Raw genomic sequence first — 22,605 nt, 5'->3', positions numbered from 1 at the left:
AGTGTAAATGACTAGAAAATATATTCATTAAAATTATGCAAAATTGCATATTACAAAATGCTATATATTCTAATTCATTTAATCAATTATTAAATACATATGAAACTTAAACCCATAATACTATCCGTTTCTCTCATCTTAACCTTTTTTCTTACAGGCTGTAATGATGACGACGAGTCTTTCAATGCAGCTGATCAGTATAAACAAGAACAAGAAGAGATAACGAATTACTTAAAACAAAACGGCCTAAGCGCCCAAACGGATACTTCCTCTGCTGAATTAAAATACATCATCAATGAAAAAGGAAATGGAGACAGGATCTCGAATGATGATGTAACACTGGTAGACATTACCGGTACTTTGCTAAACGGAAACAAATTCTATGAAAAAGATAGTATTTACATTAGAGCAAATACATGGATAGCCGGATACTACATCTTGGCCCCATACTTCACCGTAGGCAGCAAAGGCTCCATGTTTATCCCTTCTTACTACGGATACGGCACTAACGCTGCTTTTGATGGTGACTTACCTGCCAATACTCCTATGCGGTTAGATGTAACCTTCAGAGGCACGCAACCTTCTTTCGATTATGAGCAAATGGTGATCCGTAAATATTTAGATGACAAAGACTTAACAGCCGAAGTAGATGAAGAAACAGGTCTTATGTACATTATTGAAAAAGAAGGAAATGACAACTTCCCAACCTCATCAAGTTCAGTAAATGTAACCTACAAAGGCACCTTCCTTAATGGAGAAACCTTTGATAGTGGCACTTCGTCTTTTAATTTGAGTAACCTTATAAAAGGGTGGCAGATACTGATGCCCTATGTTAGTGAGGGTGGCTCTATAACCATGTTCTTGCCGTCTAAATATGCCTATGGCAGTAGTGGAGCCGGCTCTATAGCCCCATACTCTACACTTATTTTCAAAATAGACCTGAAAAAGATTAACTAATATCATTTTTTCACCATCCCAGTTTGCTTTAATGAACTGGGGTGGTGAATCCTTTCCGCCACTTTCCTCCCCTCCCTAAAACACAGGTTTTATAAGCTGACAAACGTCCATTTAAAAACTGACTTTTATCATTTACAGAAATATACGCCAGGCGTTTCTTTACAATATGATAGAGAACAGCTTTAACAAGATACCTGAGCACCTGAGGCCTAAAAATGAAGGTACTGACCAAATTTTCAAAAATGGGATACTTGAAAAGTTCACTAGAACGCATGTGGCCGTACCTATCACCATGCACACTATTATCATCATATCATTTTGTTGGTTAGGGCTTTCTCAAATGCCCTTTTTAAAATTTCTAGGGACTTTCTTTTCAGGTTGGCTTATATGGACCTTTCTTGAGTACTGGATACACAGATATGTTTATCATGTGAAAACAGAAAATAAAATAATGAGAAGGATTCAACATATGGGGCATGGCATTCATCACCAATACCCTAAAGACCCTACCAGATTAGCAATGCCTCCATTACCTGCATTAATTTTATTAACCGGCTTTTACAGCATTTTCTGGCTGATCATGAGAGCTAATGCCGTAGCTTTCTTCCCTGGTTTTTTACTAGGATACCTGCTATACATTTCTCTTCACTATGCCCAGCACAGATATAAAGCCCCTAATTACGGCCCTTTAAAAAGATTATGGAAGTATCATTTGCTTCACCACTATAAGCACCCCGAAGATAAAGCATTTGGAGTTTCTACTCTGCTGTGGGATGTAGTATTTGGAACATTACCTAAAGAAAAACAAAAATAGAGACTGAATAAACGCAGAAAAGCCACCGTGCGGGGTGGCTTTTCCTTTTCTAACAACGTATAAAACTAATTAACCCTACTCTTTAACAATTCTGGCTTTGATCTTCTCCCCTTCTTTCGTAGTTATCTCCAGAATGTAAATTCCTTTATCCAGACCTGATGTATCCAGCCTCAGATGTTTTGAATCGGCAGACTCATAATCAACCATTACCGCCTCTCCATTATTCATTTTACTCATCTTAATTTCAGAAACAATAGAACTCAGCGGCACTTCCACTATTACATAGTCTTCAGAAGGGTTAGGGTAAACATTTACCGAACCTATCTCCTCCTCCATGGTAACTGATCCACTTCTAAGGTCACAGCCATCTTCTTCAAACTGATATCGCTCAAAGGCCAAATCAGATCGTTTATACTCATCTACAAACACGGGCTTACCCACACGTACATTACATGGCTGATGATATACTTGTTTTAATCCAATTTCTCTTTCACAACCGGTCTCTGTTTTTCCTGACAAGCTAGTTTCTACTAAATAAGCATCAGAGTTACCCGCCCCAAAAGAATAGGTGTATCCTACAAAAGCAAACCACCTCTGATTATACTTGGTAAGTTCATAGCCAAGATCATCTCCTCTTTCTCCGTACTCCTTCGCCCAAAGAAGATTTAAGGCCAAGTCTGTTTGAAACATCATAGCCTCGTAGGTAGGTGAGGTTACAGAATAATTAGTTCCTAATACGGTAATAGACTCTCTTCCATCCGCATTGGGACCTACTGATAAAGAATACGCCATCTCATTTTCACATTCAGTACCATAAGTTTTCATCAACTGAAAACCTCCTCTAGGATCTAAAAGCATTAAAAATGCATCATATGTATTATCCAACCCAAAAGAATTAGTAAACCCTGTAACTACAAAACTTCCTTCTTCTGTTTCTTTCACACAAGTACCGGCATTCATTCCTCTAACCGGACTTTTACCGCCTGAAAAACCAAATGCTTGCGCCCATTGCATGGTGAGATCTTCTCTCAGCTTCAACACATAAATATCTTGAGATCCTTTAAATAACGGGCTATAGGAGCATTCATAATTAGTGGTATAACCGGTTATTATATAGCCGCCATCTCTGGTTTGCTCTATCCATGAGCCTACCTGGTTGCCTCGGGCTCCGATGACCACTGCCCTTTGCAGATTACCAAAAACATCGGTTTTCACTACATATAAGTTATCTCCAGGGAAAAATTCACTGTAGCTATCAGTACTTCCCACAGCAATATACCCATCACTATCTAATTTTCTTTTGAAACTATTCTTTACATCGTAAAAAATATCTTCTCCCTCACGCCCATATACCATTGAAAAGACAGGCTGACCATCTCGACGAGTTCCTACGATCCAGGCGTCTCCACCTCCAGCCCCAAAGCTATACGTTTGCCCCGCAGCCACATAGGTCAGTTCGTCCTGTAAAAAAGAAGTAGTGCGAACCGATGTAAAGTAATCCTGACGATCTCCTCCATATACATAGGTCCACATCTGAGAGCCTGAGAGAGTTGTTTTAGTTAGATATGCGTCAGATTCTCCGAATAGCAGCCTTTCAGAATAGCCTGCAAACAAGTACTTTGAATCTCTTTCGTTTAATGAAGTAAGTGATAGTCCTTCTTCTGGTACGGAGGTACCAAAAGAGCGCTGAAATTGCGCAAAGGCACAATCACAAATCATGAAACACAGTAGTGTAGCAATAACATTATTCATGATGTTTAGGATTTAAATTATTTAATAACTGAATTTATATAATTTTTTAAATATTCAGTAATATAAAATAAACCCAAACAGTACATCAACTATAAATAATCTAAACCTATAGATTTTATTATTTACAGTCTTTATCCTATAAATAATAAATGCGTTACAAAATTAAAACTATGTGTTATACGCTCACTATTCAAAATGATAAAGAAATACCAATAGTCCTGTAAAAGCAGGCTTAGGATTCCCTTTAATTTCCAACGTTACATGTAGTTGCGCCTTACTTACTCCTCTCAAATTGGCCAAAGACTCTAACTTAGCTACAAGTCGCACCTCACTATCTACCAGTACCGGCTGATTAAATCTCAACTTTTCAATACCATAATTGATCATCATCTTTACATTTCTGAATTCAGCTATTTGCTTCCATAAATAAGGAGCTATTGAAACAGTAAGGTAGCCATGAGCTATCGTAGATTTAAAAGGACTTTCTTTTGCTGCTCTTTCAGGGTCAATGTGAATCCACTGAGGATCTAGAGTAGCCTCTGCAAATTGATTAATCTGATCCTGATTAATCTTTAAGTAATCAGAAACGCCTATTTCCTTTCCAATAAATTCCTCAAATTCTGCGTGATTGTTTATGATTACTTTCGCCATAATGTTGTACTAATAAGTTATAAAATTTTGAATGGCCAATATTACGTAAAACTTTTAAAAATCTTCAAAACTATATCTATTGCTACCATTAAAAGGGCGCATTAAGAAGGATTTCCGACTTCTATACGCGCGCAGGCTCTCGGTGCCCTACCCATGTAAAACGCCTTAACACGTACTCTGGATTAGTAAATGATGCATTACCAGCAGGATTACCACCGGTCACATGAAAGTCACTAAACCCTGCATTTTGGTTCATATAAATTGCCCCTGTCAAATTAAATGAGACCGGAGTAGCCGCCAGCGCCATTTGATCTGCTATTTCCTCTCTTACTTCAGGGTTTATGGTATATGCTCCACAAGAGATAGCTCCTTGTGAGATAGCCAAATCTTTGGCTAATTGGATAGAATGAGCTGTACTCTTTGTTTTTATTAACAAGGCGATAGGACCGAATAACTCTTTTCCATATAAATCACTATCCTCTGCCTCCACTTCTAAAACCACTGGAGTAGCGGTTCGAGCATTCTTAAACATAGGGTTTTCCAAAGTTGTAGATTTTAATAACACCTTATTACTTCGCTCTATGTCGGATAAGCGCTTATAGGTTTTTTCATTCTGAATAGCTCCCAGCACAAACGGCGCAGCTTTTGGATTACCTATAAGCTGTTGAATATTTTCTTTAAGCTTCTGAGCAAATTCATCAAAAGTAACTTTACCATTAGGCGTGTCAACACCACTTTCAGGGACATAAAAATTCTGGGGCGCAGTACACATTTGACCTGAATATAAACAAAGAGCAAAGCTTAAATTAGCTGCAACCTTGTCTATATCATCAGCAGAGTCCAAAATCACAGAGTTAACCCCCGTTTTTTCAGTAAATACCTGCTTTCCTTTCAATCCTTCCAAATAGGCACCAAATTCAGAGTTTCCAGTAAAATCTATCACTTTCACCTTATCATTCTCCGCCAGCTCCTTACTAATCAGTGATGCATTATCATCTATAGCTAGTTGACAAATATGAGGATCTAAGCCATTATTTTTTAAGACCTTTTGAATTTCTGCTATTACTATAGCCATCGGCAGTACAGCTCCGGGGTGCGGCTTAGCTATTACTGTATTGGCTGTAATAAGATCAGCAAACAGGCCTGGCACCGAATTCCAGGTAGGAAATGTAGAACACCCTATAACAACACCTATTCCTTTAGGAACAGCTCTCCATTCTTTTTCAAGCTGAATATTAAACTTACCCATAGGCTTATCCCAAAAGGCAGAATGAGGAAAACGGCTCAACTCTTCATACCCCACGGCTATTGCCTCCAAGGCTCTATCAGCCGCATGAGGGCCTGAAGCTTGAAAAGCCATCATATAACCTTGACCTGTAGTATGCATAGTAGCATAGGCAATTTCAAAAAACCTATTTTTCACCCCCTCTAAAGACTCTAATAATATACCTGCTCGATCTTCTAAGGTGATTTTTCTCCATTGCTCAAAAGCCTTTTCAGAATTCGCAATTAACGTATCAACAGGCGTAACAGGGTAAGTAATATTTAAAGGCTCCTGAAGATAAGGAGATTGCTCAGATCCTCCCCAGCTGGCTCTCCCCTGCTGCAATAATTCTTCAAACCGTTTTCCTAGATGTGACTCATATTTTTTTCGCCCTTCCTCATCAGCATCTTCTCCATATATTTTAGGTGAAGGTTGTTCCGGAAATGCAGCGAAAAATTTTCGCTCATGAACCGCCTTAATAGCTTCTTCTAAGAGCTTTTTATATTTATTAAATAAATCCATGTTATTATTTTAATTAGTCTCTCTCCTAAGATAAGATTTTAAAGACATTTTCTGCAATCGTTACAGGCGGAAATAATTTAAATACCCATGGCTTACCTATGCAAGAAAAAACATATAAACAAATGAAAAAAGTGATGTTGTGAGAAGATTGATAATTGTAATGGGATTGGTGTTTGTTTCCTATTTGAGCTTTGCCCAGCAAAGAACTTATAAACTGCCGGAAACCGTAACTACTGAAGACTACGAACCCTCAGTAATAGTAGTTAAGCTTAGAGCTAAGAGTAACTCTTTAGGCAGAACGACGCAATTAAGCTCTACTCCATCTTCAGGCATTATTGATCAAATTCTTGGCAACGATATAATTACCAAGTCACCCGCTTTCCCTAAAAAAAATACCGCCACAGCCACTGGCAGAAGAGCCTATACAACAACCTCTCTTGACAATATTTACAAAGTAAATATCAGCAAACAAAGCGATTTGTTAGATGCCATTAACAAGCTACTCCAATCTGATGAAGTAGAATATGCTGAGCCTTACTTCACCCCTAAGCCACTATATGTGCCTAATGATCCGCAAGCAGCTACACCAGAAGGCAAACAAACTTATCTAGACATAATCAAGGCTTATGATGCTTGGGACCTGGAAAAAGGTGACACCTCCGTAGTAATAGGCATATTAGATACTGGTGTAGACATGGATCATATAGATCTGGTAAATAATATTAAATACAACTACAGTGACCCTATCAATGGCATTGACGATGACAATGATGGTCTAATAGACAACTTCGCAGGCTGGGACATTGCTAATAATGACAACCAACCACAGGCAGACTCCCATGACCATGGTACTTATGTAGCAGGAGCATCTTCAGCAAGTACTAATAACGGAGAAGGCATAGCTGGGGTAGGCTTTAACAGTACGTTTTTACCTATTAAAATTTATAGAAGTAACACTGGCTCGTTTTATCTCGGATATGAGGCTATAGCACTGGCAGCTGATTTAGGGTGTAAAGTTATCAACCTTTCCTGGGGCGACCCAGGCCCATATAGTCAATATGGCCAAGACATTATTAACTATGCTGTGTTAGAAAAAGATGCTGCGGTTATAGCAGCTGCGGGAAATACACCTGCCGAGCTTGACTTCTACCCCGCTTCTTTTGACAATGTCCTTTCTGTGAGCTCCACCAATAACAATGATGAAAAGGCAAACTTCGCCACTTACAGTGACTATATTGATCTGGTAGCTCCAGGCCAAGCCATATATACCACCCGCATGAACGATGGTTATGACCATATAAATGGCACGTCATTATCCGCTCCTATTGTTGCAGGTGCTGTAGCCTTAGTAAGGGCTCGCTTCCCTCAGCTAAACGCCATACAAGCTATGGAAAAAGTAAGGGTAACAGCTGACGACATCTATGCTAAAAATTCAACCTTCTTCGGAAAATTGGGCAAAGGCAGGTTAAATATGCTAAGGACTCTGACTGACAATACCAGCCCTTCAATAAGAGCAACAAACTTCAGTTATAATAATGGTTATGGCAACTACATTTTTCATGGAGACACTGTAAATATAGCCTTTGACTTCATTAATTATCTAGCCGTGTCAGATGCCAGTACCGAGGTCACTCTCACATCTAATTCTCCCTATGTATCGATCATTCAAAATTCCTTTAAGATTGGTTCTTTAGAGACTCTAAGCAGCACGTCCAACACTTCGTCTCCTTTTCAGGTAATAGTAAGTGATGATTTACCTCCTAATACCAAATTATCATTCCGCATTAATTTCTCTGGAGGAGCCTACACTGATTTTCAAAATATTTCCATTACCAGTTCACCTGATTATATCACTGCTACTAATAATCAGATGTCTTTAACCTTAATGAGTAATGGTGATCTGGGTTATAAATTTGATGGCCAGATGAAAGGCGTTGGTCTTACTTATCAAAATCAAAGAATACTAGACAATATTGGAATAGGATTAGCTTATGAAGAAAATAAGTTATCAGACAACTTGCCTATTAATTTATTCACTGCCCATAGAAATCATGACTTTAGCACTGAAGAGAACATAAAATTGTATGGAAACTCTGAGGCAGATCTTGACATCAGAAATTCATTCATCGATCCTACCCGTCCTTTTAAAATTGAACAAAAAACACTGGCATATAAGGATAAAGATTATTTTATTCTTGAATACAGAATTATCAACACTAGCTCTGAGGATATGAATAATATTCATGTAGGCCTTTTTAGTGATTGGGTACTGGGAGATAAAAATTACAATTCTGTCCACTGGGATCAGGAAAACCTACTAGGGTATGCTAAAGACAATATAAATGACAACCTTTACGCCGGAGTTGCTCTACTAAAAGGAGATCAGCCCATTTTCTCAGCTTTGGATAACAAAAACTTCAATGGTAATAGCAGTGACTTACGCGCTTTAATTGATGAGGCTACCTATTACAATTTCCTCTCTAAAGGTGTCAATATCACCGAAGCGGGAACTGCAAATACAGGCAATGATGTATCTCAAATAAATGGTGCTACTATTTCTATAGCTGCAAAAAAATCTCAAAAAGTAACTTTAGTAATCTCAGCTGCAAGCTCCTTGAGCGATCTAATTCTCAATATTCAGGATGCTAAAATAAAATACAACTCCTACCTGTCTAACCCACCTTTGTTATATACGGCTTACACATGCAAGGGAGAAAGCACCTCTATAAATCCACCAAACGGGGACATCTATTCTTTCTACTCCGATCCTGAATTACAAAATCTCGTTTATACGGGAGAATCTCTTGGCACTGACATAATACAGGCTCCACAGAAATTTTATGTTCGTAATGAAGATTCTGATTTAGAATCTGACATATACACCGTGCAAGCAGCTCCCAAACTGGTAAACACTAACTTTTCTATTAATCCAGATCCTATTCTGATAGATGAAACAGGAAACAGCAAAGCCACCTTTACTGATTTAAGTGTAGATGCAGTAAGCTGGAATTGGAATTTCGGCAATGGATTTACTTCTAATAATCAAAACCCCATTATGAATTACCCGAAAACCGGCAATTATAAAATATCTTTAACAGCTACTAATGATTTGGGGTGTATAGAGAGTACTACGAAACAACTAGAGGTAAGTAACAAAAGTAACCTTCCAGACATTGAAGACAGGAGCTTGTGCCAGCAAGGAGAAACAACCCTTACTGCCAGCAATGCAAGTGTTTTAAACTTTTATAGCGATGCTCTTCTTAGCAATAAACTATACACAGGAAACAGTTTGTATTTAAACAATCTTAAGAACGACACCATCATCTACGTCACCAGTATAGACTCCACTTATGAAAGTAATGCTAAAGCAGTACATATTAATATCAGTGAACTAGAAGCATCTTTTCACTACACATTAGATACATTAAACTTGCAAAAGAAACAGCTGTTACATCTTTACAGCGACTGCCTGAATGAAACATCATTCAGCTGGTATATTAATGGCATAGAAGAAGGCTCAAATACTGACCTTACATTAGACTACAGTTTATTGCCAAGTACAATGGCTGTAACTCTATTGGCCGAAGATGAATTGGGATGTTATGAGAGAAGTGAAGCTTTTATAACACCAACACCATCCGCTAAACCTGAAATTACAGACATAAGCCTGTGTGAGGAAAGTAAAATAACAATTGCTCCTGGCAATGGTGAGCTTTTCTACTTTTACAACGATGCATCAAGATCTCAACTATTACACAAAGGAAATCAGTTCTCTTTTGATTTTATTAACAAAGACACCATTTTATACGTCACTGGCGTAGATCAACTTCTTGAGAGCGAACCTAGTCAGGTAAAGATTAATTTTCTTCCGCCCAGAGCTTATTACACTCCTAATTATACAGTAGAAGGCATCGGTATCGATAATATGAGTACTAATGCTAACCATTATTTATGGTTACTAAATGAAGATACCATTAGCACCGAACCTAACCCTCTTTTTGTTCTACCCAATGATATGGCCCATGAACTTAGCCTGATTGTTAGCAATGATTTGGGCTGCTATGATGAATTTAAAACTACCATACATCAACCCTCTCTCGTCAGCAGTATTGATACTCTAGAGCCTGACGATATCAATATTTATCCCAATCCAGCTATGGGGGTCTTAAAATTTTCAAAAGCAGACAGTGAAGCTAATATATACTCAGCTAATGGACAGCTTTTATTAACTAAAAGAAAAGGTGAGTCTGAAATTAACATCTCTCACCTTCAAAAAGGATTATATCTGGTTAAAATAAAATATCAAGATAATAGCATCACCAAGAAATTAATCAAAGAGCAATAGCATCAGTTTAATAACTGATTTTATCATCTTTTTCTTTCCATTTCTTAAATACCTCCTGAGCAGTACTTCGTTGGATATTAATGAATTCTATTTCTCTGGCCTCCATAGGTTTAGCGATCTCTTCATATACGAACTGATCATCAAACTCTATAGCTGCGGCATCTTCACGGGTGCAACCATAATACACTTTTTTAGGTCGAGCCCAATATATAGCTCCCAAGCACATAGGACAAGGTTCACAAGAGGTGTAAATAACGCAATCTGTCAATTGAAAAGAGCCTAATTTCTTACAAGCGTCTCTTATTGCTGTTACTTCTGCATGGGCAGTAGGATCATTCGTAGAAGTAACCATATTAAAACCTTCCGCTATTATCTTACCATCTTTCACTATCACTGCACCAAAAGGCCCTCCTGCTCCTTTAGTCATACCTTCCTCAGCCAAAGCTATGGCCCGAGACATAAACTCCCGATCTCTCTCCGTCATATTTTCTTTTTTATAAATGACAAAATTATAAAACAACAGAATAAACCACATGAATTGACAATACATATTATCTTTCAAAAAATTCGTACAAGGGGAATAGACAGCAAGCGAATTTATATCTCATCCACGCCCAATAGGGATTAAAAGACTTTTACCATTGACATGTATATTTTACTAATTAACTGAATATACTTCCAGTAATCGTGTAACCAATATCCAATTTTACATTTTTTGCGTTGGAAGGGAAACCTGGCAACGATTTTGTTGTCTTTCAACTAAAACAGAAAAATTATACCATTTTTCACTTTATGAATAAAACACTTTCTATTATGATTAACTTTTCACTTAAAAAAATCAATTGGAACATAAGAAAGTCTATGAACAATACTGTGGATAGTTCATATATGAAGCATTTTGATGATGCCGTTTCTAACCTAGAGCTTAACCTACAAGAGGAACGTGTTAAAACCTCTTTCTAAAGCACTTACTTCGGCTTAGGTTTAGTCTGATTTTCTCACAGATCCTCCACTACTAGTGTTGGTCTGAGATTTTTGAGGGTTCCCTCTATATCTTATACTGCCTCCACTAGATGCATCTGCATCAATCTCTTGCAAAGCATGGATCTTCGCGCTACCAGCACTACTTACCCTAGCCCTAACATGTTTAGCTTTGAGATCATAAGCATCTATGCCTCCTGCACTACTGGCCTTTATTTCTGCATAATTAGCACTGCCCTTCAAGTCTAGGTCACCAGAACTTGAAACTGACACTTCTAGCTGATTTACGGCTACAGACACCTCCACATCAGCTGCACTGGATACTCCTATATCCATACTTTCACCTTCAATTTGATCTTCTCCATACACGCTCGATGCAGAACTCGCCGATATTCCATCAAGATTCACATAGGTTACATATACTTTTACAGAGTGATTTCGGAAATGTCCATCATTGAGCTCTATTTTTAACCTTCCTCCTGAAACGAAAGTGACTACATCATTTAAATCTATTCCCTTAGCTTCAATTTTCACACTTTCGGTACTACCCTTTTTGAGGTAAACATCTATAGCCTGCCCAGTTCGAATTTCATGAAAAGATTCTAGATTTCTTTCCTCCACATCCTGCCCCTGCACCGAAAATATCAAGGAGAATGATATTAATAAAGACACTATCATTTTAATACTATTCATCATTAAGCTTATTTTATATTCATATCAAAGACAGCCTACTTCTTCCCAGGTTGCACAGAAATAAATATAGTCTTATTATTCATCATAGGTTCTGCTTCTAATATACACCAAACCTCTAATTCAAAAAAACAGCGCTTACCTTATGTCGAAAAACACGATATATATTATAATTTCATCTATTTTTAGCACATGGCTAAACTCTTAGATCAAACGCTATTAACTGTATAATAATCTGAAGTTTAATTATCTTGTAACTACTTTATTTAATAACTTTAATGGAAACAACTCAATACACCGTAAATAACTTTACTAATATGGTTAAGGAACAACTCAACGTGCTTATACAATTGGCAGCCAGTGATAACGAGGTTGCGGAAAAAGAAGCAAAGCTTATTCATATCATTGGCCAGTCTAATGGAGTTAGCAAAGAAGAAATTGATGAGATGCTTAAAAATCCTGAAAGACCAATTGGTGATTTAAGCATGCTTACTCCTGATCAAAAATTTGAACATTTGTATCATGTAGTTCAATTGATGAAAGTAGACGGACAAGTATTCAAAAGTGAAATTGTATTTTGTCAGGATATAGCAGAAAGGCTTGGTTACAAAAAAGGGGTAATTGCAGAGCTTTCTTCTAAAATTTTCAGTGATCCGTCAATCACTGCTGATAGAGAAATGCTGAAAAATAAAGCACAAAAATACTTAAATTAAAAACTTCAAATCTCAAAGGTGCAAATCACTCACCTTTGAGATTTTATACTTACAAAATGCTCCACCCACATTCCTCCGGTGGTCATATAGTGCCCCAGGCACTGAGCAGCCAAACAACTGTGTATTGGTAAAATCTTCACCACATCGCCTACTTTTATTTTATTAAAAACAGCATCAGTAACCTGTAGGATACCATGTTCTTGAGAAAGGCCTTTTAGATTGCAGCCAGGCACAACATTACCCCATCCAAGCTCTCCAACATTTTCAACATACTGCCCAAAAGACTGATTCCCATCTATTTCAACACTGTCTTTACTAAAGTGTATAGCGCCACCATAAATACAAATTTCTTTACGTTCTGCATTTTTAGATACTACAGGGCAGGCCACAGCTACAGCAATGTCATTATAAGAACATGCCCCTATTTCCGCTTGCATCACATCATAAAACACAAAATTCCCCGGGCTTAAGGCATCACTTCCTGCAAAATGACTTCCAACACTACAAGTAGGAGTATCTCCAGTGCATACATATATTTCACCTGCCTCAACCAAGGTATGCTTTAATGCTTTCAGGTTGTCTTGTAAATACTTATGAACAGTCTTTACTTCATCTTCACCTCTGCACTGATACGAATGACCTGCATGAGAATATAAGCCCTTAAAGCTGAGATTCTCTGAAGATCTCACTTTAATAATAAGTTTTAAAATACTGCCCTTATCCGACATTGAAAGCCCCGTTCTATGTGCACCGCTGTCTATTTCAATAAAAACAGATAAAGGTAAGCCTAGAGCTATTAAACAACTAACAGCCTGTTCATTATCTACTAATAAAGTCAGGTGACAATTACTTGGAAATTTTTGAAGCTCCCCCGCTTCCAATACATTGAAAGGAAATGCAACGGTAATATCGTTCCATCCTGCCTGTGAGAAATAGAAAGCCATGTCCAAAGAAGATACTGTGATAGCCTGTACTCCGGCCTCCTTCAGCCATAAACCTATGCCATTAGATTGATGGGTTTTGAAATGAGGCCGAAAGTCTTGATTATTAGCATCGGCCTTCTCTTTCATCCTTTTTATATTGTACCTACACTTCTCCTCATCAAGAATAAGCGTAGGTTTAGAAATAGATAACACTAACTTAGTTTTGTTGTGCTGCCTCTAAAGGGATAGTGAGTTTCATTTTTTCCCACTCTAGTACTACACCATTATCTACTACTGAATAAGTTAGCCTTTCTGTCACTTCATCCTTCCATTCCGGGGTAATGCTTACTCTCGCTACATCATGCTTTTCATTATAGTTATAAGCGCCCCAAGCGCCATGCTTTTCTTTATTCCAATCAGTATTAACAATAGCCACCCATTCGTTATTTTCATTAGGGATAAGATAAAAACCATATTTTCCTGCAGGCACTTCATTGTCTCCCACCTTAATGTTTTCACTAAATTCAAAAGAAGTAGTTTCATTAGCTCCCGCTCTCCATACAGCTCCGTATTTTTCTAGTCCTCCCCAAATTTCTCTATTTTTCACTGCTGGCGAACCGTAGTCAACCACTACCTTCACACCTCCTATTTCTCCTTCAGCTTGCTTTCTAGGACTTTCGATGGTCTTACTAGTATCACTCACAGCCTCACCTTCCACAGTATCTGCAACCACTTCACCATTGTCTTCTCCTGACTCTTTTGCTCCTCCGCAAGAAAATAAGAAGCCTGTAGCAATAGCCATTAGCAACAGGAAATAGTAGTTCTTTAAATTTTTCATATTAAAATATTTAATTATTGAATGTTATTTTTTGTCTTCGGTCGAGTATACAACCTGGCCTTCAAAGATGGTCATCATAACCTGAACGGACAAAATTTCTTTTTCTGGAATGGTCATAATATCCTTTGAAAAGACGGTAAAATCGGCCAGTTTACCGACTTCAATAGAACCTTTAACATCTTCTTCAAAGGCCCCATAAGCAGCATTGAGGGTATAGGTTTTTAATGCCTGCTCTCTGGTCATTTTCTGCTCTGGCTCATAGCCACCCTCCGGTTCTCCTTGCAATGTCTTTCTGCTAACACTTGCATAAAAAGAGGCTATCGGGTTGATAGGCTCTACCGGCACGTCAGTACCATTTATCAATCTAGCTCCAGTTTCTAAAAGGTCATGCCACATATAAGCTCCTTCTTTTATCCGCTTTTCCCCTAACCTATCTATAGCCCATGACCTGTCAGAAGACATATGTATGGCCTGCATAGCAGGAATGACGCCCAACCTGCCAAATCTAGGAATGTCTTTAGGAGCCAAATGCTGAGCATGCTCTATCCTAAATCTGCTATCTTTCGCTTCTTGTGAATTTTGATGAAATGTATTTTCATATATATTGAGAATTTCATGATTCGTTCTATCTCCGATAGCATGAGAACAAACCTGAAAACCATTTTTCAGTGCCTTATCTGATATATAACTAACATACTTCATAGGTACAGTAGCCATACCGTAATGTCCCGGTCTATCTTCATACTCTTCTAATAACCACGCTCCTCGTGATCCTAAAGCTCCATCGCAATGCAGCTTAACTGACCTGATGGTCAATAAATAATCAGAAGTATCAATCTCTGGCCCACGCTTAAACCATCTTTCAACCAAAGTTGTATCCTCACCCGTAACCATAGCATACATTCTCAGTTTTAAAGCCCCTTCTTCTTTAGCTTTTCTATAAAGATCAATGGTTTTTCCGTCAATGCCAGCATCATGAAAACTGGTAATCCCATTTTTATGACAAGCTTCGATAGCCAGCTTTAAAGCCTCCATGTCCCTGTCTTCCGAATTTTCAGGGATATGCCTGGTAATAACCTCCATAGCCCTTTCATTAAAAATTCCTGTTGGATTTCCCATTTCATCTCTAATGATCTCCCCTCCTTCTACCTGCTGCTCTGCTAAGCTTTCCTGAGCTAACGGCATTACACCAGCTAGCTGCATAGCTTTAGCATTAGCAAAGCCTGCGTGCCCACTGGCATGAGAAAGGTAAACAGGATTATTTGGAGACACCGCACTTAATTTATCATGCGTTTGAAACCCATTCACCATTGGATCCGGCTGTGGCGTCCATTTGCTTTGGTGCCACCCTCTACCTATGATCCATTGACCAGGCTTTGCCTTATCTGCTGCCGCTTTTACACGCATTACGAGCTCATCATAACTAGAGACATCCATCAGGTTAAGGTTAAGTTCGCTATAACCAAGGCCCATGAAATGCCCATGCCCTTCTATAAAACCAGGAGTCAGCGTCTGCCCTTTTAAGTCTATAAACTCTGTACTATCACCAGAGAGCAATTCCACATCTGCCTCTTTACCTACCGCTATAATTCTTCCTGCCTTTACAGCTATGGCCTCTGCCTTCGGATGCCCTTCATCCAAAGTGTAAATAGTACCGCCTCGGATAATAAGATCTGCCTTTTGCGAATTTTCCTGAGTAGTACAACTCCATATAGAAAGACAAAAAGCCGTTAGTATTAGTGTGTATATTGATTTTAAAAACATAATATAAATTAAACTTACATGTGATCAATACAATTGAAGTTAATCACTCGGATGTAAGGAGCGTTTTCACTTCTTTTGTATACTGTGTCTGCAAAATATTCACAGATATCTTAATTTAACAAATTCAATTATAGTAATGACTCTGAAAACCTTTAAAAGGAGTATTTTTATTCTAAGTATTTTTTTCATTTTCACTATCACTCCATCAAAAGCACAGGAGGTAGGCCTTTCATTCTCATATTTCTTACCTAAAAATGGTTATTTATCCACGCCCATTAGTCCATTTTCACTAAGAGGTGTAGGCGTAGACCTGAATGATTACTTTGCCATACAAACAGGCTTCTCCCTTTATAGAATGAGTGGCATGAATATAAAAGACATTGATGATTTTGAAAGCAAAGAAGCTTTATTAGGCCCTAATTTCACCATTATGATCCCTTTAGAACTGGCTCTTCAGTTTGTAGGAAAGCAACAAGAATTCAGAGTAAAAGGAGGCGGCTTTGGTTTTTATGGGTTTGACAATAAGCTTAACTATGGCAATATGGACCGCGCCATACGTAAATTTGAAGGCTGGGCTGTTGCCAATTCCAGCTTCGACTATAGCCATGGCATTGGCTTAGGCTATTATTTTGGAGCTGAATATGTGGTATACGTAACTCGCCGATGGGGACTATCATTAGAAGCTAATTACTTTATAGGTGATGCTGACCTAGGACTAAAAGGCAGCTACACTGGAGGAGAAATGACCGGAACATTAAAAACAAAAGATGTAGACTGGGCCGATTCTAAGGTCGATTTTACCGGATTAGAAATCTCTATCGGCATATTAATTACTCAATAGCTCCATCTACCATATTGATGTTTTCCAACCATCGGCTACAGGTTTCGCGCCAGGTAAAATAAGAAGAAGATTCTGGCCCGAAACCAAGTCCATGCCCTCCTTTTTGATATATGTGCAGCTCTCCTGGCACCCCAGCAGCTACCATGGCCGAATAAAACTGTAAGCTATTTTGAACAGGCACGGCGCCATCTTCATAAGTATGAAAAATAAAAGCTGGAGGTGTCTTTTCATTGATCTGTGTTTCATTTGAAAGCTTTTTCACCAGATCTGCATCAGGTTCATCTCCCAAAAGTGCTTTTTTTGAGCCCTTATGAGTGAAATCATCTTCCATAGTTACTACAGGATAACCAAGAATAACAAAATCAGGTCTACAGCTAAGCCTCTGCAATTGATCTTTAGCCAAAGGATCTCCAAGATCCCAGTGAGTAGCCACTGTAGAGGCCAGATGACCACCTGCAGAAAAACCCATTACTCCAACCTTTTCAGTGGCAATATGCCATTCTTCGGCCTTAGATCGCACCACCCTTAAAGCTTGTTGTACATCTTGTAAAGGCACCGGGTTTTTATATCCATCTCCGCCCAGTCGGTACTTCAAAACAATGGCTGAGACGCCAAAACTATTAAACCACTGAGCCATTTTAAATCCTTCTTTTTCAATAGCTAAATGAGTATACCCTCCTCCAGGGCATATCACTACTGCTGTTTTCAGAACCCCCTCATAGGCTGACGGGTAGTAATATAACATGGGAATGTCTTTAGTTTTATTACCTAAAGCATTAGGAGTACCTTCTGGGTATAAAGCTATCTCCAAAGGTTCTTGTTCCTGAGCATAACTATTCATTGCTATCAATAGTAAAAATAATATGTAAACTTTTTTCATGGGTTTATGATCTATAAGCCTTTAATTTAAGCTTCATTTATTAAATGATCTTAACTTTCACTATGTTCAGATTAAAAATTATTTCTTTTCTTCTTCTCATCAGTCATTTAAGCTTGTTTGCTCAGAAAAATAAGCAAGAAGACATTATCAGAGGCATTCACCAATTTCAAGATGAGCTCAATGAAGAATATGCCAACAAAGACAGCTCTCCGCTAGAAAAAAAAGACCTTCGCCACTTTGAAGGACTGGACTTTTTTGCCATTGACACGTCCTTTTATATACAAGCTAAGTTCTTGAGAACCCCGAACCAGAAACCTTTTAAAATGGCAACTTCTACTGATCGTTCGCCCATTTATGAGAAATATGGTGAAGCTCATTTTATGATAGACACCATAAAAGTAGTGCTTGAAATCTACCAGAGCCATGATTTAAGAAAAACAGAAGAATATAAAGATCACCTTTTCTTACCCTTTACTGACAAAACCAACGGGGAGGAAACCTATGGAGGAGGAAGGTATATTAGTTTAAAAATACCTGAAGGAGATACAATTATTATCGATTTTAATAAAGCATATAATCCCTATTGTGTCTATAACAGCAAATATTCATGTCCTTTAGTACCCCGACAGAACAGGGTAAGCGCTAAAGTAACAGCTGGCGTCAAAGCTTTTAAAAATGGAAATTAGAATTAATAAGTAACCATTGTGAAGCCTGAGCCTATAGCTATCAGATCTTCCGCTGCTCCCAGATAAGGGTCCTCTATTTCGGTAGCCTGTCCTACCTTTTTTCTCAAATAATAACCTACGCCGGCAGCCAACATGGCAGTAACACCACCTATTATTCCTCCTCTATAAGCGGATTTACCTCCGTCTTTAAATAATATAGCTCCTACCAAAGCCCCCATAAGCGCTCTACCAGCCAGAGCCGTAGGATTAACTCTATCAGGAGCAAAAGGAAGTTTATCTCCTATCAGTTCGCCTACTGCCATTACGGTGGTCACCTTTTGTAGTGAAGATAATTTTAAGGCCCTTCTCTTAAAGGATTGAGGCTCTCTGTTCAAATAAAAACATAGCATTGCAGGGCCAAGCATAGACCGCAATCCGGTTACAGCTCCTAGCCCTATAGTTTTGGTTAATACTGATATCATATTAATATCACTACAAATATGATGCAGTGATAATAAATGAAGTCTTAGCTACGAGAATCTACTGGTAAAACGAGCTTAAAAGTGGTTCCATCTTGTTCTAAAGAGGATATTTCTACTTTTCCATTATGCGCTTCCACTATTTCTTTCACGGTGGCTAAGCCTAATCCCTGGCCAACACCTGTAGAATTATTTACCTGATAAAGGCGAGAAAATATCTTTGCTTGTTCTTCAAAAGGGATAGTCTTACCATAATTATGAACAAATATAATTACAAACTCGGCTTGTTGCTGAGCTCCAATAGTGATAGGCCGCGACACATCTCCATACCTAATAGCATTTTCTAATAAATTATCTAAGGCTCTTAATAAGGCCTCAATATCCCAGTACCCTTCTATTTGCTCGCCTACCTCCAGTTCTATTTGATGATCGGCTCGTACACGATTATTTTTCACAAATGTTTGAAGCCTGCCTGTAAGGTTTACCTGATCCAAGGTGACGGGAAATCCTTCTTCATTATTAATAAAACTGATATTTTTCAGACTATTGATCAACACCTCTGTTTTATCTGCATTTTTGGAAAGTAGATTTAATATAGATTCCGCTTCTTCTGCCAACTCTTTACCTCTTAGCAAATCTACTGCTAACTTTATATTGGTGATAGGATTTTTCATATCATGAGAAAGACCTTCTATGAACTCCAATTTGAGCATATCACTATCTTGTAACTTATTATAGTCATGCTCTACTTGCTCTCTGGCCTTAGCTTCTATTTTATTCCTCACCTGAAAAAACATTTCACCGGCTTGCTCTATAGCTACATCAAAAGCATCCATTACTGCATTTCGATCCTTTACATTTTGCTCACAATGTGCATCAAGTGTTTCAAATATAACCTGCTTTAATATCCTATATTCTCTAAGAACGTGTAACAATGAATAATTATCGAACAAAGCCCTGAGCTTACCATGCTCCAAACTTTCATGTGATCCTCGTTTTTCTACCCCTTCTAAAACGAGCGCTAGATTATCTAAAAAAAAAGGTATATCATTTGCCAAAGCTACGCTGTCATGTTTATTAGCTTCTGGCAATTCATCTCTGACTCGGTTCATCCAAGTCTCAATGACAGTTTCCTTGTATTGTTTGATAACTTTGTAGGCCTCCATTATTGATACGATCATTAAATCGCTAATATAAAAATTATTACATAAGTGAGTTAATAACATCAAGAAGAAAAAGTACTGAATTTATAAATCTGACGATTTCAATTTATAATATATAGCATAAACAAAAATTACAATATAGATCAATACTACTCCTACTGCTGAGAGACTTACATAATCTTGTATTTCCTGAAACCAATACCTTGACAAAGGAAATGCTATTAAATTATTAATAGCATGAATTGGGAAATATTCAGTGATAAATTTGAGGTTGGCCGGAAAAAAAGCTGCTATAGTTCTTTCAATAGGGCTAAATAGTAGCAACATAAAAACCGTGAGAGCCGACCGCTTTAGCAATACTGTAAGCAAAAATGCCAGTGTTAAATAACAAAAAAGATCCAAAAAATAAGCAAGTACAAACTCACTGCCATCAAAAACATTCCCCATCTCAAGATCTGGCGTATAAATTAGTCCTGTAAGGAGCCCGGTTATAAAAACCAACAGAGCTGACCCCAAACTCAATAATAGAATGGTGCTCATTTTAGATTTAATAAAATCCATTCTACTAAACCCATCTATAATATTCTGTCTGATGGTTTTATAGCTAAATTCATTAGAAATGGATATAATAACGACAATAGCTAGAAAAATTTTCAGGAATGTATATACATAAGTTATATTTTGCCAGATATCAGGAAAATGTAGCACTGGTATCTTCATCGGATCAAAATTATTAAAATCAGCCCCTTTTTCTTTAAGCCACTTCATGAACTCTAGTACCACTACAGGAATGCTAATAATCAACACCCCATACATGATATTGAGCACCCAAAAAGCTCTGTAGTTGGCTAATTTCTGTAAATCTATCTTTAATAACTTAAGCATGGTCTGATTGGGCTAATACTTCTAAAAATTGTTTTTCAAGGCTTTTCCTTTGGGTAAGTAAGTGCGTGGCCACTAATTTTTGATCAAATAAAAATTGATTCAAATCAGCCGCACTTTGCCCTTCTGATAGTGTAACAATAAATTTATCTTCTTCCTTACTAATGTTTTTCACGCCTTTAAACTGCTGTAACGCTTGCTCAAGTAGAGCTGGATTATTAGCCATTACCTCTACCAATTCTGCTCCTTTAGTGACCTCATCTACAGTACCCACATGCAGTAGCTTTCCTCTTTTTAACACACAAAAATGAGAGCATACTTTCTGCACTTCATCTAGCAAATGGCTGGCTAAAATAATGGTTTTACCGTCTTTAGCTATTTGCTGGATTAGCCCTCTTATTTCAGCAATACCTTGAGGATCAAGTCCATTGGTAGGTTCATCAAGAATCATCACTTCCGGATCGCATAGCAGTGCGGAAGCAATAGATAGCCTCTGCCTCATACCTAGTGAGTAAGTTTTAAAATTATCAAACCTTCTCTCAAAAAGATCTACCTTCTGCAATGAAATATCAATATTACTTTTAGGAACACCTTTAATCTCCGCCACTATTTCCAAATTCTTCACCGCATTGAGGTAAGGATAGAATATTGGCGTTTCTAAAATAGCTCCTATTCTTTTTCTTACTTCTTTAGTAGGTGGCTGCCCAAACCAGCTAAACTCTCCACTGGTTTTATTAATCACATCGAGCAGTATACCAAGCGTGGTAGTTTTACCACTGCCATTCGGGCCTAGAATACCGAACACACTTCCTCTCTCTATGGAAAGAGAAAGGTTATTCACAGCAGTAATCCGTCCGTATTTTTTAGTAAGATTATTAATTTCAAGTACTGTATTCAAAGTTGACTGGTGTTTATAGTTTGGAAGCGTTTAAGATAGTATTTTTAGAACAAAAGCCATAAAATATCGATTTTTAGCCACTATATTCCATTAATCAGGGTTTAAACTCTCTTACTTTTGATATGATGTTAGCCAATTTATTAAGAGGAACTGATCCTTTTATATCCAAAATTGACAAGCTACTTTCATCGTTCATCAAAAAAACCAATCCGGTAGTTACCCCCTCATCTTCCTGGATATAAACGTCAACTTTCATTCCTTCATGCCTCATATTCATAAGGCTCTCAAACTGCTCAGACTTATATCCTTTTACGAGCTCAGCGTAAGTTCCTTTATTAATGTTATCTCCTTTTTTTTCTACAACAAAGTACTTCATCTTATCAATATCTTTAATCAACTCATCAAACTCTTCGCTATCGGTTTGATTAAGCATTTTTAAAGTGTTTTTATAAAAAAAGAACGAAGTGCCCTCTTCATGATCTTCTGAAAAATCTCGTGTGGTTTTGCTTTGAGCAGATAAAACCAATGGCAATAAAACGGCTAACATCAAGAGTAGTAATTTCATAATGGCTGTAATATAATA

General features: G+C 37.8%; 21 protein-coding genes. 7 read left to right on the top strand and 14 right to left on the bottom strand.

Going from position 1 to position 22,605, the window contains the following annotated elements; genetic code table 11:
• Window positions 1-99: 99 nt before the first annotated feature.
• Entirely contained in the window at window positions 100-957 is an 858-nt protein-coding gene (locus JL102_RS17900; protein ID WP_202245822.1) for an FKBP-type peptidyl-prolyl cis-trans isomerase, read from the top strand.
• Between the two features lie 166 nt (window positions 958-1,123).
• Window positions 1,124-1,771 (top strand): sterol desaturase family protein, encoded by a 648-nt coding sequence (locus JL102_RS17895; RefSeq protein ID WP_202245821.1) that lies wholly within the window; start codon window positions 1,124-1,126, stop codon window positions 1,769-1,771.
• Window positions 1,772-1,846: 75 nt separating this feature from the next.
• On the opposite strand, the gene JL102_RS17890 is transcribed toward JL102_RS17895, so the two are convergent.
• The 3 genes from JL102_RS17890 to paaN form a co-directional block, all read right to left on the bottom strand.
• Complete coding sequence (locus tag JL102_RS17890; protein WP_202245820.1) at window positions 1,847-3,523, bottom strand: T9SS type A sorting domain-containing protein; 1,677 nt, start codon at window positions 3,521-3,523, stop codon at window positions 1,847-1,849.
• Between the two features lie 186 nt (window positions 3,524-3,709).
• Window positions 3,710-4,174, bottom strand: a complete 465-nt coding sequence (locus tag JL102_RS17885) for a MaoC family dehydratase (protein WP_202245819.1) — start codon at window positions 4,172-4,174, stop codon at window positions 3,710-3,712.
• 121 nt (window positions 4,175-4,295) lie between these two features.
• The gene (paaN, locus tag JL102_RS17880) at window positions 4,296-5,960 is read right to left on the bottom strand and encodes a phenylacetic acid degradation protein PaaN (protein WP_202245818.1); all 1,665 of its coding nucleotides are present in this window, start codon (window positions 5,958-5,960) and stop codon (window positions 4,296-4,298) included.
• A 139-nt stretch (window positions 5,961-6,099) separates the two neighbouring features.
• Here paaN and JL102_RS17875 point away from each other — a divergent pair, with 139 nt between their 5' ends.
• Window positions 6,100-10,305: a S8 family serine peptidase gene (locus JL102_RS17875; RefSeq protein WP_202245817.1), complete on the top strand. Its 4,206-nt coding sequence runs from the start codon at window positions 6,100-6,102 to the stop codon at window positions 10,303-10,305.
• 7 nt (window positions 10,306-10,312) lie between these two features.
• On the opposite strand, the gene JL102_RS17870 is transcribed toward JL102_RS17875, so the two are convergent.
• Window positions 10,313-10,789 (bottom strand): nucleoside deaminase, encoded by a 477-nt coding sequence (locus JL102_RS17870; RefSeq protein WP_202245816.1) that lies wholly within the window; start codon window positions 10,787-10,789, stop codon window positions 10,313-10,315.
• 329 nt (window positions 10,790-11,118) lie between these two features.
• Here JL102_RS17870 and JL102_RS17865 point away from each other — a divergent pair, with 329 nt between their 5' ends.
• The gene (locus tag JL102_RS17865; protein WP_202245815.1) at window positions 11,119-11,268 is read left to right on the top strand and encodes a hypothetical protein; all 150 of its coding nucleotides are present in this window, start codon (window positions 11,119-11,121) and stop codon (window positions 11,266-11,268) included.
• A 21-nt stretch (window positions 11,269-11,289) separates the two neighbouring features.
• On the opposite strand, the gene JL102_RS17860 is transcribed toward JL102_RS17865, so the two are convergent.
• A complete protein-coding gene (locus JL102_RS17860; RefSeq protein ID WP_202245814.1) occupies window positions 11,290-11,982 on the bottom strand; it encodes a head GIN domain-containing protein in 693 nt (230 codons plus the stop codon).
• Window positions 11,983-12,254: 272 nt separating this feature from the next.
• On the opposite strand from JL102_RS17860, the gene JL102_RS17855 reads away from it, so the two are divergent.
• Window positions 12,255-12,689: a tellurite resistance TerB family protein gene (locus JL102_RS17855; protein WP_237390652.1), complete on the top strand. Its 435-nt coding sequence runs from the start codon at window positions 12,255-12,257 to the stop codon at window positions 12,687-12,689.
• A gap of 29 nt (window positions 12,690-12,718) precedes the next feature.
• Here the strand turns inward: JL102_RS17855 and JL102_RS24030 are convergent, their stop codons facing one another.
• The 3 genes from JL102_RS24030 to JL102_RS17840 are packed head-to-tail and all read right to left on the bottom strand — an operon-like array spanning window position 12,719 to window position 16,214.
• Window positions 12,719-13,825 carry an alanine racemase gene (locus tag JL102_RS24030; protein ID WP_202245813.1) on the bottom strand — a complete coding sequence of 369 codons (1,107 nt, stop codon included), beginning with the start codon at window positions 13,823-13,825 and terminating at the stop codon, window positions 12,719-12,721.
• A 4-nt stretch (window positions 13,826-13,829) separates the two neighbouring features.
• The gene (locus tag JL102_RS17845) at window positions 13,830-14,450 is read right to left on the bottom strand and encodes a DUF2911 domain-containing protein (RefSeq protein WP_202245812.1); all 621 of its coding nucleotides are present in this window, start codon (window positions 14,448-14,450) and stop codon (window positions 13,830-13,832) included.
• A 24-nt stretch (window positions 14,451-14,474) separates the two neighbouring features.
• Window positions 14,475-16,214: an amidohydrolase gene (locus JL102_RS17840; protein WP_202245811.1), complete on the bottom strand. Its 1,740-nt coding sequence runs from the start codon at window positions 16,212-16,214 to the stop codon at window positions 14,475-14,477.
• A 136-nt stretch (window positions 16,215-16,350) separates the two neighbouring features.
• Between JL102_RS17840 and JL102_RS17835 the strand changes: the two genes are divergently transcribed.
• Complete coding sequence (locus JL102_RS17835) at window positions 16,351-17,055, top strand: hypothetical protein (protein WP_202245810.1); 705 nt, start codon at window positions 16,351-16,353, stop codon at window positions 17,053-17,055.
• Here JL102_RS17835 and JL102_RS17830 read toward each other — a convergent pair.
• Window positions 17,045-17,935 (bottom strand): alpha/beta hydrolase, encoded by an 891-nt coding sequence (locus JL102_RS17830; protein ID WP_202245809.1) that lies wholly within the window; start codon window positions 17,933-17,935, stop codon window positions 17,045-17,047. The genes JL102_RS17835 and JL102_RS17830 overlap by 11 nt on opposite strands.
• 62 nt (window positions 17,936-17,997) lie before the next feature.
• Here JL102_RS17830 and JL102_RS17825 point away from each other — a divergent pair, with 62 nt between their 5' ends.
• Window positions 17,998-18,621, top strand: a complete 624-nt coding sequence (locus tag JL102_RS17825) for a DUF1684 domain-containing protein (protein ID WP_202245808.1) — start codon at window positions 17,998-18,000, stop codon at window positions 18,619-18,621.
• Between the two features lie 2 nt (window positions 18,622-18,623).
• On the opposite strand, the gene JL102_RS17820 is transcribed toward JL102_RS17825, so the two are convergent.
• The 5 genes from JL102_RS17820 to JL102_RS17800 all read right to left on the bottom strand — a co-directional run bounded on the left by JL102_RS17820 (window position 18,624) and on the right by JL102_RS17800 (window position 22,587).
• Window positions 18,624-19,082 (bottom strand): DUF4126 family protein, encoded by a 459-nt coding sequence (locus JL102_RS17820; RefSeq protein ID WP_202245807.1) that lies wholly within the window; start codon window positions 19,080-19,082, stop codon window positions 18,624-18,626.
• A 44-nt stretch (window positions 19,083-19,126) separates the two neighbouring features.
• Complete coding sequence (locus JL102_RS17815) at window positions 19,127-20,260, bottom strand: sensor histidine kinase (RefSeq protein WP_202245806.1); 1,134 nt, start codon at window positions 20,258-20,260, stop codon at window positions 19,127-19,129.
• A gap of 66 nt (window positions 20,261-20,326) precedes the next feature.
• Window positions 20,327-21,127: an ABC transporter permease gene (locus JL102_RS17810; RefSeq protein ID WP_202245805.1), complete on the bottom strand. Its 801-nt coding sequence runs from the start codon at window positions 21,125-21,127 to the stop codon at window positions 20,327-20,329.
• A complete protein-coding gene (locus JL102_RS17805; protein WP_202245804.1) occupies window positions 21,120-22,022 on the bottom strand; it encodes an ABC transporter ATP-binding protein in 903 nt (300 codons plus the stop codon). The genes JL102_RS17810 and JL102_RS17805 overlap by 8 nt, the downstream gene beginning before the upstream one ends.
• Window positions 22,023-22,116: 94 nt before the next feature.
• The gene (locus tag JL102_RS17800; protein ID WP_202245803.1) at window positions 22,117-22,587 is read right to left on the bottom strand and encodes a DUF4252 domain-containing protein; all 471 of its coding nucleotides are present in this window, start codon (window positions 22,585-22,587) and stop codon (window positions 22,117-22,119) included.
• Window positions 22,588-22,605: the final 18 nt, after the last annotated feature.

Origin of the sequence: Fulvivirga sediminis (assembly GCF_016757215.1) — a bacterium.
Classification (GTDB): domain Bacteria; phylum Bacteroidota; class Bacteroidia; order Cytophagales; family Cyclobacteriaceae; genus Fulvivirga; species Fulvivirga sediminis.
The sequence above is the reverse complement of the archived record's forward strand: the minus strand, read 5'-3'. Positions and strand labels throughout refer to the sequence as shown.

Bases quoted from the DNA above. Each gene is read 5' to 3' on its own strand.
- JL102_RS17900 (WP_202245822.1), top strand. From the start codon at position 100: ATGAAACTTAAACCCATAATACTATCCGTTTCTCTCATCTTAACCTTT.
- JL102_RS17895 (WP_202245821.1), top strand. From the start codon at position 1,124: ATGATAGAGAACAGCTTTAACAAGATACCTGAGCACCTGAGGCCTAAA.
- JL102_RS17890 (WP_202245820.1), bottom strand. From the start codon at position 3,523: ATGAATAATGTTATTGCTACACTACTGTGTTTCATGATTTGTGATTGT.
- JL102_RS17885 (WP_202245819.1), bottom strand. From the start codon at position 4,174: ATGGCGAAAGTAATCATAAACAATCACGCAGAATTTGAGGAATTTATT.
- paaN (WP_202245818.1), bottom strand. From the start codon at position 5,960: ATGGATTTATTTAATAAATATAAAAAGCTCTTAGAAGAAGCTATTAAG.
- JL102_RS17870 (WP_202245816.1), bottom strand. From the start codon at position 10,789: ATGACGGAGAGAGATCGGGAGTTTATGTCTCGGGCCATAGCTTTGGCT.
- JL102_RS17865 (WP_202245815.1), top strand. From the start codon at position 11,119: ATGATTAACTTTTCACTTAAAAAAATCAATTGGAACATAAGAAAGTCT.
- JL102_RS17860 (WP_202245814.1), bottom strand. From the start codon at position 11,982: ATGATGAATAGTATTAAAATGATAGTGTCTTTATTAATATCATTCTCC.
- JL102_RS17855 (WP_237390652.1), top strand. From the start codon at position 12,255: ATGGAAACAACTCAATACACCGTAAATAACTTTACTAATATGGTTAAG.
- JL102_RS17845 (WP_202245812.1), bottom strand. From the start codon at position 14,450: ATGAAAAATTTAAAGAACTACTATTTCCTGTTGCTAATGGCTATTGCT.
- JL102_RS17840 (WP_202245811.1), bottom strand. From the start codon at position 16,214: ATGTTTTTAAAATCAATATACACACTAATACTAACGGCTTTTTGTCTT.
- JL102_RS17835 (WP_202245810.1), top strand. From the start codon at position 16,351: ATGACTCTGAAAACCTTTAAAAGGAGTATTTTTATTCTAAGTATTTTT.
- JL102_RS17830 (WP_202245809.1), bottom strand. From the start codon at position 17,935: ATGAAAAAAGTTTACATATTATTTTTACTATTGATAGCAATGAATAGT.
- JL102_RS17825 (WP_202245808.1), top strand. From the start codon at position 17,998: ATGTTCAGATTAAAAATTATTTCTTTTCTTCTTCTCATCAGTCATTTA.
- JL102_RS17820 (WP_202245807.1), bottom strand. From the start codon at position 19,082: ATGATATCAGTATTAACCAAAACTATAGGGCTAGGAGCTGTAACCGGA.
- JL102_RS17815 (WP_202245806.1), bottom strand. From the start codon at position 20,260: ATGATCGTATCAATAATGGAGGCCTACAAAGTTATCAAACAATACAAG.
- JL102_RS17810 (WP_202245805.1), bottom strand. From the start codon at position 21,127: ATGCTTAAGTTATTAAAGATAGATTTACAGAAATTAGCCAACTACAGA.
- JL102_RS17800 (WP_202245803.1), bottom strand. From the start codon at position 22,587: ATGAAATTACTACTCTTGATGTTAGCCGTTTTATTGCCATTGGTTTTA.